Annotated in this window: 12 protein-coding genes, 1 pseudogene and 1 riboswitch; of the genes and pseudogenes, 6 read left to right on the top strand and 7 right to left on the bottom strand. The window is 73.0% G+C overall.

Annotated elements, in window-relative coordinates; translation table 11 throughout:
• Nucleotides 1-184 precede the first annotated feature (184 nt).
• Nucleotides 185-319 (top strand): annotated as a pseudogene (locus AB0I23_RS37665) (inorganic diphosphatase); the annotation flags it as partial.
• A gap of 95 nt (nucleotides 320-414) precedes the next feature.
• On the opposite strand, the gene AB0I23_RS37670 reads toward AB0I23_RS37665, so the two are convergent.
• The 5 genes from AB0I23_RS37670 to AB0I23_RS37690 form a co-directional block, all read right to left on the bottom strand.
• On the bottom strand, nucleotides 415-969 hold the full coding sequence (locus AB0I23_RS37670) for a SixA phosphatase family protein (RefSeq protein WP_359116933.1): 555 nt from the start codon (nucleotides 967-969) through the stop codon (nucleotides 415-417).
• A gap of 21 nt (nucleotides 970-990) precedes the next feature.
• A complete protein-coding gene (locus tag AB0I23_RS37675; protein WP_359116935.1) occupies nucleotides 991-1,806 on the bottom strand; it encodes a hypothetical protein in 816 nt (271 codons plus the stop codon).
• Nucleotides 1,803-2,297: an inorganic diphosphatase gene (locus AB0I23_RS37680; RefSeq protein WP_359116938.1), complete on the bottom strand. Its 495-nt coding sequence runs from the start codon at nucleotides 2,295-2,297 to the stop codon at nucleotides 1,803-1,805. Before AB0I23_RS37680 ends, AB0I23_RS37675 begins: the two co-directional genes overlap by 4 nt.
• 30 nt (nucleotides 2,298-2,327) lie before the next feature.
• Nucleotides 2,328-2,393, bottom strand: a riboswitch (Fluoride riboswitch).
• A gap of 140 nt (nucleotides 2,394-2,533) precedes the next feature.
• On the bottom strand, nucleotides 2,534-3,709 hold the full coding sequence (locus AB0I23_RS37685) for an MFS transporter (RefSeq protein ID WP_359116940.1): 1,176 nt from the start codon (nucleotides 3,707-3,709) through the stop codon (nucleotides 2,534-2,536).
• A gap of 38 nt (nucleotides 3,710-3,747) precedes the next feature.
• Nucleotides 3,748-4,125 (bottom strand): fluoride efflux transporter FluC, encoded by a 378-nt coding sequence (locus AB0I23_RS37690; RefSeq protein WP_359116943.1) that lies wholly within the window; start codon nucleotides 4,123-4,125, stop codon nucleotides 3,748-3,750.
• 61 nt (nucleotides 4,126-4,186) lie between these two features.
• On the opposite strand from AB0I23_RS37690, the gene AB0I23_RS37695 reads away from it, so the two are divergent.
• Nucleotides 4,187-4,483 (top strand): hypothetical protein, encoded by a 297-nt coding sequence (locus tag AB0I23_RS37695; protein ID WP_327245552.1) that lies wholly within the window; start codon nucleotides 4,187-4,189, stop codon nucleotides 4,481-4,483.
• Nucleotides 4,484-4,632: 149 nt separating this feature from the next.
• Entirely contained in the window at nucleotides 4,633-5,064 is a 432-nt protein-coding gene (locus AB0I23_RS37700) for an SRPBCC family protein (protein ID WP_359116946.1), read from the top strand.
• A gap of 120 nt (nucleotides 5,065-5,184) precedes the next feature.
• Here the strand turns inward: AB0I23_RS37700 and AB0I23_RS37705 are convergent, their stop codons facing one another.
• Nucleotides 5,185-5,418, bottom strand: coding sequence for a sulfurtransferase TusA family protein (locus AB0I23_RS37705; protein WP_359116949.1), 234 nt, complete (start codon nucleotides 5,416-5,418; stop codon nucleotides 5,185-5,187).
• A 135-nt stretch (nucleotides 5,419-5,553) separates the two neighbouring features.
• Between AB0I23_RS37705 and AB0I23_RS37710 the strand changes: the two genes are divergently transcribed.
• Nucleotides 5,554-5,739 carry a hypothetical protein gene (locus AB0I23_RS37710; RefSeq protein ID WP_359116952.1) on the top strand — a complete coding sequence of 62 codons (186 nt, stop codon included), beginning with the start codon at nucleotides 5,554-5,556 and terminating at the stop codon, nucleotides 5,737-5,739.
• Between the two features lie 360 nt (nucleotides 5,740-6,099).
• Here the strand turns inward: AB0I23_RS37710 and AB0I23_RS37715 are convergent, their stop codons facing one another.
• Nucleotides 6,100-6,423 carry a hypothetical protein gene (locus AB0I23_RS37715; protein WP_359116955.1) on the bottom strand — a complete coding sequence of 108 codons (324 nt, stop codon included), beginning with the start codon at nucleotides 6,421-6,423 and terminating at the stop codon, nucleotides 6,100-6,102.
• 308 nt (nucleotides 6,424-6,731) lie between these two features.
• Between AB0I23_RS37715 and AB0I23_RS37720 the strand changes: the two genes are divergently transcribed.
• Complete coding sequence (locus AB0I23_RS37720; RefSeq protein ID WP_359116958.1) at nucleotides 6,732-7,319, top strand: hypothetical protein; 588 nt, start codon at nucleotides 6,732-6,734, stop codon at nucleotides 7,317-7,319.
• A gap of 70 nt (nucleotides 7,320-7,389) precedes the next feature.
• On the top strand, nucleotides 7,390-11,903 hold a 4,514-nt coding region (locus tag AB0I23_RS37725), incomplete at its 3' end, for a cation-translocating P-type ATPase (protein WP_359116961.1).

Below are 11,903 nucleotides of genomic sequence, written 5' to 3' on the forward strand. Positions count from 1 at the left end.
ACCTTCAGAGCGGCGTTTCACCAGGTCAGAGCATATTGGACCACCGCAGGCACCGTTGATTCCCAAGCTCAGAGCGCGAGTTCGGTTCTCGTCACCCGCTCCACGGTTTGGCACCGATACGCCTTCGTCCTTCTCGGCAGCATCCAGACCACGCTGATCTTCACGCTTGCCGCGATCGCCGTACCGCGAGGTCTACAAGGACCTCGAACCCGGCAAGTCCGTCGAAGGCTCTCACTGGGAGGGCAGGGAACAGACGTACGCGGAGATCGACGCCTCACGCGCCCGCGCCGCGGACGCGGCGACCGGACAGCGTGAATGACAGCTGACCCGCCCCGCTGCGGTAAGCCCCGCCGGCGTGACCGCGTGCCGCCCCCGCTACGCCTCGCTGCGCCCCCTTGTCCGCGGGGGCACCTGTCACGCACTGCTCCCGTGCTTCCCGCCTCCTCGCTTCCCGCCGCGAGGCACGGCGAAATCGACGAGCGCACAGCTGCCGGGCGCCAGTCGCTTCCAGGTGCCGGGCAGTGTCAGCACCGCGATCGCGGAGGTCGGGAACTTCCGCCGGGCGCGAGCGAGGCAGTCAACGGCCGCCTCTCCGGCGAGGGCCACCACCAGGTCCTGAACCCCGGGGCTGTGTCCGATCAGCAGAAGCGTGCGGCACGACTCGTCCATCTCGCGTACGACGTGAAGGAGTTCGGCGGCGCTCGCCTCGTACAGCCTCGGGTCGTGGACCACCGTGGGCGTGGCACCCAGTTCGGGCGAGACCAGGTCCCAGGTCTGTCTCGTGCGGAGGGCCGGTGAACAGACGACGGCGTCCGGTACGCGGCCGGCCTCGCGCAACCGGCGTCCCGCGGCCGGCGCGTCCCTGCGGCCACGACCGGACAGCGGCCGGTCCAGGTCCGGGACGCCGTCGGGCCAGGCGGATTTGGCGTGCCGGAGGACGATCAGCCGGGCCGCCTGGGGCCCGGTCATGACGCCGCCGGGAGAGGGACGTTACACACGGCCGATCTCCCGGGTGAGTTCCAGGCCGAGGACCCGGTCGAGGAGCGCGAAGGTCTCGAACTTGGCGCCGTCCGCGATCGTGTCCGCGGTTTCGACGTGGCGCAGCAGATCCAGCATCCCAGGTGTGCCCAGGTCGTCGGCGAGCGCGGCGTCCGCCCGGGTGACGATGTCGGGCGGGACCGGCTTGGACGGCGAGTCCGCCCAGGTCGCCACTTGCCGGCGCCACGCCGCGAGCCGGCGCCCGGCGTCGGAGACCAGGTCGGAGGTCAGGCCGATGGGCCGGCGGTAGGGGAAGGCCAGGAGCGTCAGGCGGACCGCCAGCGGGTCCACACCGTCCGCGCTCTCCGCCCGTACGAGCTGGAGAGGCGGGGCGTCCTGCCGTACCCGTCCCACCTGAAGCCACAGCCCCGTCGTGGTGGCCCGGAGGGCGGCGGCGGACACGTGGAGATCCGCCCGGTCCCCCGTCCCCGTGCTCTCACCGGTGGGTGGATGGATCCCGAGGCCGTCCATGGCGTGCCGCAGGCGCACGGCGGGCTCGCGGGGCAGTGCCGGTCCGGCGAGCGTGTGGAAGACCTGCACCCCTCTGGCCTCCAGGGCCCGCGCCAGGACGTCGCCGACCAGCAGGGCTCGCATGTCGGTCGCGTCCACGGTCGTGTCCGCGCGGGCCAGATGGATCCGCATGGTCAGCATGCCCCGCCGGTGCCCGGCCGGGATGCCGGTCGGGCGGAGGGTTCGTCCGTCCGTGACGCGCAGCATGGCCACGGCCCCGGCCGCCGGCCTGTCCGGACCTCCCGGAGCGGTGTTCACTCCAGGCACCCGGTGAGCTGAAGGCAGGCGTGACGTGCCCTGTCGAGCAGCTCGTCGGCTTCCCGGGCCGGCCCGCACCCCTCGATGCGGTAGGCGCTCGCCGGGGCGATCCGGGCGAGAGCCGCCGCCCACCCGCCCGGTTCCGCGTGCCGGCGCGGCAGATCGGCGAGGTCGACGATGCCGGTGAAGCACTCGTCCTCTGCCACACACAGCATCTCGTCGACCGTGCGCCCCTGTGCGGCGAGGTGGAGCACCCCGACCGGCCGGGCAGGGATGTCGGCCCCGGGCACGGCCGGCTCACGCATCAGCACCAGTGCTTCGAGTGGGCGGCCGTCGTCGCCGAGCGTGTCCGGCACCCGACCGTGACCCACCGGCCGGCCGCCGGCCCCGTGGCCCGCCGGCGGCGCGTCCGGCTCGAACGTGGCCGACTCGTCGTCGCGTCCGACCGTGCTGCCGACGGTCGCGTCGACCGCGATGGCGATCCTGGACATCCGCACCACCTCCGTGCTGCCGGGGTCCTGCGTCACGTAGAGGCCATCAGCACCGTCGAGGTGCGGTTGGCGGCGAGCCCCATCGCCGTACGCGTCCAGTGTCCCGCGCCGACGCGCTCGCCTCAACGCCTCCCCGGTGCCGTCGCGCCGGCGAGTGGGCCGTGTCGTCACGCGGTGACCGTCCCCCGTCGCGAGCAGGCCGAACAGCAGCAGGCCCACGGCGATCCGGCCCGGCGTCAGCGCCGTGGAGTGCGCGTGGCGGCCAGCAGCAGCACAGCGAGAACCTGAACGGCGACGACCACGGTGATCAGTACGGGGATCGAGTAGCCGTACAGGCCGCCGATCAGCGCGCCGCCGGCCAGGCTCGCCGCGCCGACCACTCCGGCGAACAGCCCGTACGCGGTCGCCCGCCGACCGCTGGGCACCAGGTCCGCCACCGTGGCGCGCAGGGTGGACTCCTGGATGCCCATGGCCGCACCCCACACCAGCGATCCGGCGACCGCGATGGCGACGGTGTCGGTGAACGCCAGCGTCACGACGCCCGCGGTCAACACGGGCAGGGCGATCAGGACGCGGGCGCCGTGACGGTCGTACAGCCAGCCGGTGGCCAGCGCCGCGACGGCATCCGTGGCCATCGCCGCCGCGTACAGCACCGGCACCCACGCGGCGGACAGGAGGTGCCGTTCGACCAGGTGGTAGGAGAGGACGCCGAAGGTGGCGAGGCCGGTCGTGGTGGCGGTCGTGAAGGCGGCATAGGTCCAGAACGCCCTCGGCAGAGGTCCGCCCCGGCTGTCCGGCTCCTGCTCCGGCGTGGCCGCGGCTGCCGCCGCGCGTTCGTAGGCTTCCGGGTCCGGTACCCGGGCCCGCAGCCGGAACAGGAGCCCCAGCACCGCGAGACCGGGCACGGCGAGCACGCCGAGCGCCGGCCCGTAGTCGCCCCCGGTCAGCGCCAGCACACCCGCCACGAGGAGAGGACCGACCACGGCGCCGACCTGGTCCATGGCCTCGTGCACGGCGAAGCCCCGCCCGCGGCCCGTCGCCGCCGTGGCATGCGACAGCAGGGTGTCCTTCGCCGGGGAGCGCACCGCCTTGCCGACCCGCTCGGCGATCACCAGCACGCACGCCGCCCACAGGACACCGGCCACACCCAGCAGCGGCACCGAGACGACCGTCAGCGCATACCCGCCGATCGCCAGCCCCCAGAACCTGCGGGTGCGGTCGGCCAACGGCCCTGAGACCAGCCGCAGCCCCAGCGCCGCCGCCTCACCGGCGCCCGTCACCACACCCACGACCAGGGAGGACGCCCCCAGCGAGGCCAGCAGCGGTCCCGTGACCGACCGGGCACCCTCGTACACGAAGTCGGCGAGCAGGCTGACCGTGCCGAACCACAGCACGAACCGCCACGGCCCCATGCCCGACGGACGTATCGTCTTCGATTCCCTCACCATCCTCATGCCCGGAGCGCCTCAGCGATCGTGACACCGACGAATACCGCGCCCAGACCCGCCACCACACCGGCGACGACATCGGCGACGGCGAAGAACCTCGCCCCGTCCCCGGCCGGCCGCAGCGTCTCGTACGAGAACGTCGAATACGTCGTCAGTGCCCCGCACAGCCCGGTGCCCAGCAACAGTTGCACCCGCGACGGCGACGCCCCCGCCACCACGGCCCCGGTGAGCAGGCCCGATATCAGGCAGCCCACGACATCCACGGTGAAGGTGCCCCAGGGGCAGACCGTGTCGTGCCGCTTCTGCACCGCCCGGTCGGTCAGATACCGCAACGGCGCACCGACCACGCTCCCCCGCAGCAGGGGCGGAAGCCGTGCCACAAACCTACGATGGCTCGAGAAGGCGCCATCAAGTCGAACCGGCGTTCCAGAGGAGGCCGCGATGGTGGAGCACTTTGTCTGGGTGACGACACGCCGCATCAAGCCGGGCGCGTTGGAGGAGTTCGAGAGGGCCTGGCGCCCGGACCAGTACCCGCAGGCGCTGCGACGCGCCTACGCGTACTGGTCCGAGGACGGGCAAGAGATCACCGGGGTGTCGTTCTGGGACACCAAGGAAGCATGCGACTCCTGGCGGGCCTCCGCGGCGGAGACGCAGCGGCGTGAGGCCATGGCCCCTTACATCGTCGAGGAGCGGGAAGGCTTCTACCGCGGCCGCGAACTCGGAGTCGGGCACGCCTGAAGCCGCCGCGGTCCGGCTGCCCGCGCCCCGGGACGCCGAGGACGGGCAGCACCGGCCCGCGGACACCGGCTCCCGGCCCCCATCGATCCTCCGGGGGCGACACTGGAGTCATGGCCGCATAAACGGTGAACCGAGTTTTGAGGTGGCCGATGAGCACTCTCGAAGAACAGATCGACGTTGCTGTTCCGATCGCTGTGGCCTGGGAACACCTCCACCAGGTGGAGACCTATCCGCGATTCGTCGAAGGGGTACGCGAGGCTCGTTCGGAGGACGGGCACCGGGCGCGCCTGGACGTCGACGCGGGCGGCCGGGCTCAGGAGTTCGAAGCCGAGATCACCGACCGCGGCAAGGAACACATGCTGGAGTGGCAGACCACGAGCGGTCCCGACCTGGCGGGAACCTTCTCACTGCTGCCCATCGACCGGGAGCACACCCGGGTCCAGGCCCGGATCGAGTACGACCCGGGCACCGTCAAGGAGGCGTTCGGCGGGCCGAAGGGATTCGCCCAGGCGACCGCGATCGAACGGCTTGTACGGGACGACCTCGAGCACTTCAAGGAGTTGGTGGAACAAGAACGGTGAGGCGCCCCCACCGATCGGGATCGGCCTCACGCTTCGCGAGGGCGTATGAGGGCAGTGCGGCCACGGCCGTCGTGCCCCGTCCGTGGACGACAGCGAGGGGCGTGGCGCTCGCGGCGCCGGTCAGCGGACCGGCTCGGCCGGGTGCCGGGGGGCGCCGGGCTGGGTGGGGCGCGCGTCCGCAGCGAGCCTGAGCGCGTACGCCGCCGGGTCGGCGCCGGACACGGTGCCGAGGTGGTCGTGCCCGACCATGTGGCACCAGGCCGGCAGGTCGAGCGGTGCGGCCGGGTCGATGGCGATGAGGTACACGACCGTGCCCGGCTCGGCGCCGGCGGTGCGGGACCGCAGACGGAGCATGTCATCGCCGTGCCCGTACCGGCCCCGTAGTGGGCATCCCCGGTATGGGGGAAGGCGTGGACGAAGACGCCGCCCGGCCGCAGCACCCGGCGCACCTCGCCGACCAGGGCGTGGATCTCCTTCGTGGACAGGGCCATGCACAGCAGCATGTGCGCGAACACCGCGTCCGCCGAGCCCGTCCACCGAGCCGTCCGCCAGCGGCAGCGGCTCGCGTACGTCGTGCACCGCGGTGGCAACCTGCTCGGCCACGCCCTGGGCGCCGGCCGCCGGGTGCGACTGCTCCAGGCCGACCGGACTGAAGTCGGCCGGCCTGGACGGTGAAGCCCTCACGGGCGAAGTACAGGGTGTCGCGGCCGTGCCCGGCCCCCAGCTCCAGCACCTGGCGTGCCCCGGCCACCCGGAACACCCGGGAGGCGTGGACGGCCGGCTCGGACGGCTCCTCGCCGTACATACCGGGGTGCGCGCCGTATGTCTGCTGCCAGTGCTCCCGCTGAGCCCCGGCGAGCTCCCGCTCGTGCTCCGAGATGCTGACGCCCTTCTCCACCGCCCGGTCCCGTGCGGGCCGGCCCAGATCCACGCTGCGCCGCCGCAGCGAGCGGTCGTCGGGGGTGCAGGTGAGGCACTCGCTCCGGGGAGCTCGACCTGGCCCCACGGCCGTTGCCCGGTACGTCGGTACGTCGCTCAGGGCTCAGGCGGCCGAGGAGTCGGCGAGGACGATCCGTGAGGCAGGGCCCGCGCTGTCCGGTTCGCGATGGCCGCGGGTGTGCCGATGTCGAGTGCCTGCCGGGCAAACCGGAAGGCGTACGGCAGTGCGGCCCGGGTGAGCGGGCCGGCACCGGCGGCGATGGCTGTGGCGGCGACTACGGGCTCTGCGCATGCGACGGCGCGCAGGAGGACGGCAGGAGTCAGTCGGCTCGCGTGCCGCAGGGCGGACAGGTCGGGGAGCGAGAGGGTCAGGGTCCGGTCGTCGGCGTCGGGGCGCGGCCAGGTGAGTTCGATGCGCATGAAGCGGCCTCCACAGGAGGTTGGGCCTGATGACTGCGGTGGGCGTTCGGGATGACGACTCGGTCAGAGGTCACCCGACAGGCTCTGAGCCGGGCGCTCATGCCGTCACCTCCTCACGGCCCGGGACACGCGCGGGGTGTCGGTCAGCGATCCGCAGTGGACTTCACCGCCGACTACACCGAACGGCGGCACACGGACATGTCCAGACTTGCCGAAGTAGCCCGATCTGGTCAAGGTTGCCGGAAAGGTGAGAAACGTCACGCCCTCGGCGCCGCATGCCTCACCTGCCCTACGGAGGGAGAGCGACCATGACTGACAGTTCCCGTGCGCATGGAGGGGGCACGAAGGTGCAGCATCCCGTCCAGGAGACGCTGGCGCACCCCATGCAGACGATGACGACGGCAATCGAGAAGGTCCCTGGCGCCGAGAGGGTCAAGGGGATCGTCGACGGTGTTCTGGACTCCGTCGGGGTCGTCTCACCCCATGCACGGCGCGTCGCGGCGTACACCGGTGCCGGGCTGCTCGGCGTGGCCGGTGTGGTCGAGTGGCCGGTGGTCGCGGCGGGCGCCGCCGTGGTGTGGCTCACGCAGCCGCGCCCCAAGGATGTCGCGGCAGCCAAGACGGCCGACGAGGCCCGCGCCGAAGCATTGCAGGCAAAGCAGGCCGCCGGGTCGGCCAAGGCGTCGACGGCCACCGGGAAGGCGAAGTCCCGCCCGGGCAAGGCCACGTCGGGGACGGCGAAATCCCGCGCGCCCAAGAAGACGAGCACCTCCGGCACGGCGAAAACCCGCGCGCCCAAGAAGACGAGCACCTCGGGAACGGCCAAGGCCCGCTCGTCCAAGCGCGCCGCCACGAGCACCTCACGCACCGAGGCGGGCGGCGGGAAGAAGCCTTGACGCCGGCCTTCCACCCGCTCTGACGACCGTTCCGCCCCCGACCCGTGGGGCAAGCCCGCGAAGGTGAGACATGCTGCTCCGCTTGCTGACCGGGCTGCCCGCCGCGGTCCTCCAGAACGCCTTGGCTGCCCCCGTCGAGGCCACGCGCCGGATCACCCCGCCGGCCACCGACACGGCGCGAATGGTCGCTGAGCTTGTGAGCGCCGGTGCGCGCGGCGCTGTGAGCGGCGCGGCGGCGGTGTCGGCGACCGCGCTGCGGGTCGGCAGGGTCGCTCGCAACGCCGTGACCCCTCACGTCGGTTACTGGCGCGCCGGCTCCCGCATGCACCTCGCACTGCGGCACCATCCGGACTCGCAGGAACCCACCGCGGAGCGGCTCGAGGCCGCCGCCGAGAAAGTGGCCGTCGAGCTGGCCGAGCACCCTGAGGTGCTGTTCGCCTACTGGGACGGCGGCCTGGGACGGCTGGTCACGCAGACCACCGAGGATGCGCTCAGCGAGTGCGTGGTGAACTGGGTGTCCGAACTTGCCGCCGGACACGGGCTGGTGCACGTCGGTGACCAGACGCTGGAACACGCGCACCCGGGTGCAGCCGGGGGCGTACGTGCCAATGCTGTCGCCGTGGCGTGCGACGCGGCGGGCATCGCCACCTCCCTCGCGGCACGGGCGGTCCTTCTGAAGCCCGTGCCGGAGGTCGTCGTGGCCGCGGTCGTCGTGATGCGTGAGGACTCCCGGGTACGGACGGTGCTGAGCCACGCGCTGGGCCCGGACGTGGCGGACCTGGTGCTCGCCGCGGCCCATGCGGCTGTCTGTGGGATCGGGCAGTCGCCGAGTCCGCTGCTGCTCGACGCGGCATTGCGGACCGCCCAGTTGGTGGAGTCCGTTGCCCAGCTCGCGACGTTCGACGCCCTGCACGACACGCTGTGCGCTCCGGGCAGGCTGACCGTGGCCGGAGGCGACGTCGTACGCCCGCCGCTGCGTTCGTGCCCTGGCGAGGAGTATGCCGACGCCGCGGTCAACGGCATGCTGGGCGGGGCCCTCGCCACGCTCCTGTTCACCCGCAACCTCGATGAGGCGGCCGAGACCGTACTGGCCGGTTCGCCCAAGGCTGCGCGCTACGGCCCGGCGGCCTTCACCGCGGCGCTCGGCACTGCCCTGGCGCGCGAGGACGTGCTGGTCCGCAACCCGGAGCGGCTGCGCCGACTGGAACTTGTGGACACCGTGGTCCTGCATCCTGAAGCGCTGCGCGGCACCCGGCGCGCCGTGCTCGAAGTCCACCCCAGCATGGCCGGCTGGGACCACCGTCGGCTGTGGCGGGAGTCCACCGCAGCCCTGAGCGCGCCCGGGGACGGGGCGGTGCCGTCCGGGGAGCCCGGACTCGGCCTGCGACCGGTGCCCGACGAGTTGACGTCCGACGCGGGACGGTCGGAAACGGGACTGATGATCGCGTCGGTGCGCGGCGAAGATGTCGGTACCGTCCTGGTCGGCCGGGAGGTCGACCCGATGGCCGAGGCCGCGCTGGACGCGGCGCGCCGGGCCGGCCTGCACGTGGTTGTGCTGGACGACCACTCGCTCGGCGAGTTCGGGACCCTGGCCGACCAACTCGCACCTGCCGGGATCCCGTTGGCCGAGGTGGTGGCCGGCCTGCAGAGCGACGGGCGGACGGTCCTCACGGTGGCGCGCGTGCCGGACGACCGAGCGGCAGCGGAACGGGCGTTGACCACGGCCGCCCGCGACGTACTCAGCGGGCTGCTCCGCAGTGACATCGCCGTCGCCGTCGCCGACGAGCGCAGCGCTGTCGTCTGGGGCGCGGACATTCTGCCGCTGCGCGGGCTGGAGGGCACGTGGCGGTTGCTGTCCGCCGTGCCCGCTGCACGGGCGGCCGCCCGACGGGCCAAGTTCCTCGCCGAGGCGGGCGCCACGCTCGCCGAGCTCCTGGTACTCACCCGCGGGGCCCGGACGCAACGGGTCCCTTTCCCCCTCGAACTGCGGATCAGCCCTGTCAACATCGCCACCGCCGCGGCTCTGGTGTCGGGCTGGTTCACCGCGCTGGGTGTCGCCGCCCGTACGACCCCGCACCCCGGGCCGCGGGTGCCTTGGCACGCCCTGCATCCGAAGGAGGTCATGGCCCGGCTGGCGAGGGCGCCGCGGGCCGAGCCCACCGCATGGACGGTGGTACGGACCCGGGCCGGCCGCGTCGTGGGCGCCGCAGCCGCTCACCCGGCCCTCGCGCCGGTGCGGGTCGGCGCACGTCTGGCAGGCGCCGTGGGGGCCGAACTCGACGACCCGTTCACCCCCATCCTGCTGGTCGGTGCCACCGCGTCGGCACTGCTGGGATCCGCAGTGGACGCATTCCTCGTCATCGGCGCCGTCGCGGGGAACGCCTTCATCGGCGGAGTCCAGCGGCTGCGCGCGGAGCAGGCACTGTCCGAACTCGTCACCGGGCAACAGCGGACAGCCCGGCGCCTCCCCGACGTGTCAGCGGATGAGGCGTCCCTCGTCGAGGCCGAACGACTGGCGCCCGGCGAGGTGATCGAGCTGCGCACCAATGACGTCGTGCCGGCCGACGCACGCCTGCTGGAGGTCAGTGGCTTCGAGGTCGACGAGTCCTCGTTGACCGGCGAGTCGCTGCCCACCCGTAAACAAGTGGCCGCCGTACCACAGGCGTCCGTCGCCGACCGCAGTTGCATGGCATTCGAGGGCACCACGGTGGTGGCCGGCCACGCCCGCGCCGTGGTGGTGGGCACCGGTGACCAGACCGAAGCCGGCCGCGCGGCGTCCCTCGCCGCCCGGGTCCCCACGTCGGCGGGGGTCCAGGCACGACTGCACAAGCTGACCCGCCGGGTCCTGCCCCTCACCCTCGCCGGCGGCGCCGCGGTGGCCGGTCTGTCCCTGCTGCGCGGCCGCCCGGTGCGCACCGCGCTCCAGGGCGGGCTGGCAGTCGCGGTGGCCGCCGTCCCCGAAGGCATGCCCCTGGTGGCGACGGTGGCGCAGATGGCCGCGGCGCGGCGGCTCAGCAGGCTGGGTGTCCTGGTCCGCACGCCGCGCAGCCTGGAGGCCCTGGGACGCGTGGACACCATGTGCTTCGACAAGACCGGGACCCTCACCGAGAACCGGTTGCGGGTCGTCCGCCTGGTCACTGCCGCCGGGGTCGAGCACCCGCCGTTCGGCCCCGAAGCGGAACCGATCCTTCGCATCGCCGCCCGGGCCTGCCCTCTCGTCGCCGAGCAGCCGGGCGTCCACGCCCATGCCACCGACGAGGCCGTCCTGGCAGCCGCCCCGCGCGAGACCGGGTGGACCTCCGTGCGGGCCCGGCCCTTCGAGGCGAGCCGGGGCTACGCGGCCGCCATCGGAAGGGACGCCGACGGCGAGGACATGCTGGTCGTCAAGGGGGCGCCTGAAGTCATGCTGTCCTGCTGCCCCGATGCGGATCCGACAGCCGTCGACACGGCGCATGCCCTTGCCGCCCAGGGCCTGCGGCTGCTGGCCGTCGCCCAGCGCCGCCTCGCGGCGGACGAGGCGGCGGAGGCACTGGACAAGCCCCTCGAACTGCTGGAGCTCATCGGGTTCGTGGCACTGGCCGACACCCCTCGCGCCAGTTCGGCCCCGCTCGTGGCCGGTCTCGGCGAGATCGGCGTACGACCCGTCATGCTCACCGGCGACCACCCTCAGACCGCCCGTTCCGTGGCGGTCGCTCTGGGCTGGCCCTCGGATGTCACGGTCGTCACCGGTGACGAACTGGCCGCACTCGACCGGGCGGGGCGGGCGCGCCTGCTCCGGGACTGCGGCGTCGTGGCTCGCGTCGCACCCGAGCAGAAGCTGCAGGTGGTCGAGGCGCTCCGGGAGGCGGGACGCGTCGTGGGCATGGTCGGGGACGGCGCCAATGACGCCGCCGCCATCCGCGCCGCCGATGTCGGGGTCGGCATCGCGGCGCGCGGATCGGCCGCCGCGCGCAACGCCGCGGACCTCGTGATCACCAACGACGAACTGTCGGTCCTTATCGACGCCATCGGCGAGGGCCGTGCCCTGTGGCGCAGCGTGGCCGACGCGATCAGCATTCTGCTCGGCGGGAACGCCGGCGAGGTCGGCTTCTCCGTACTGGGCACCTTGCTGTCCGGTACGTCGCCACTGTCGACGCGTCAGCTGCTGCTGGTCAACCTGCTCACCGACATGTTCCCGGCGATGGCGGTCGCGGTCACCCCGCACGAGACGGAACCCACCGGTGAGCCCGCCGAAGCCGACGACGCACCCGTGGGCCTCGCCGTCCTCGGCCGGCCACTGAACCGCCGCATCCGCCATCGTGGCCTGATCACCGGAATCGGCGCAGCCATCGCATGGCTGATCGGCAGCCTCACTCCGGGCTCGGCGCGGCGTACCAGCACGATGGCCCTGTGCGGTGTGGTCGGCGCCCAGCTCACCCAGACCGTCGTCGGACGCCGCCACAGCCCACTGGTCCTGGCCACCGTCCTCGGCACCGCTGCCGTGCTCATCGCCCTTGTCCAGACGCCCGTCGTCAGCCACTTCTTCGGGTGCACGCCGCTGGGCCCACTGGCGTGGGCCGGCGTGGCCGTCGCCGTCGGCGCCGC

This window comes from Streptomyces atratus (assembly GCF_040655115.1).
GTDB lineage: Bacteria > Actinomycetota > Actinomycetes > Streptomycetales > Streptomycetaceae > Streptomyces > Streptomyces atratus_D.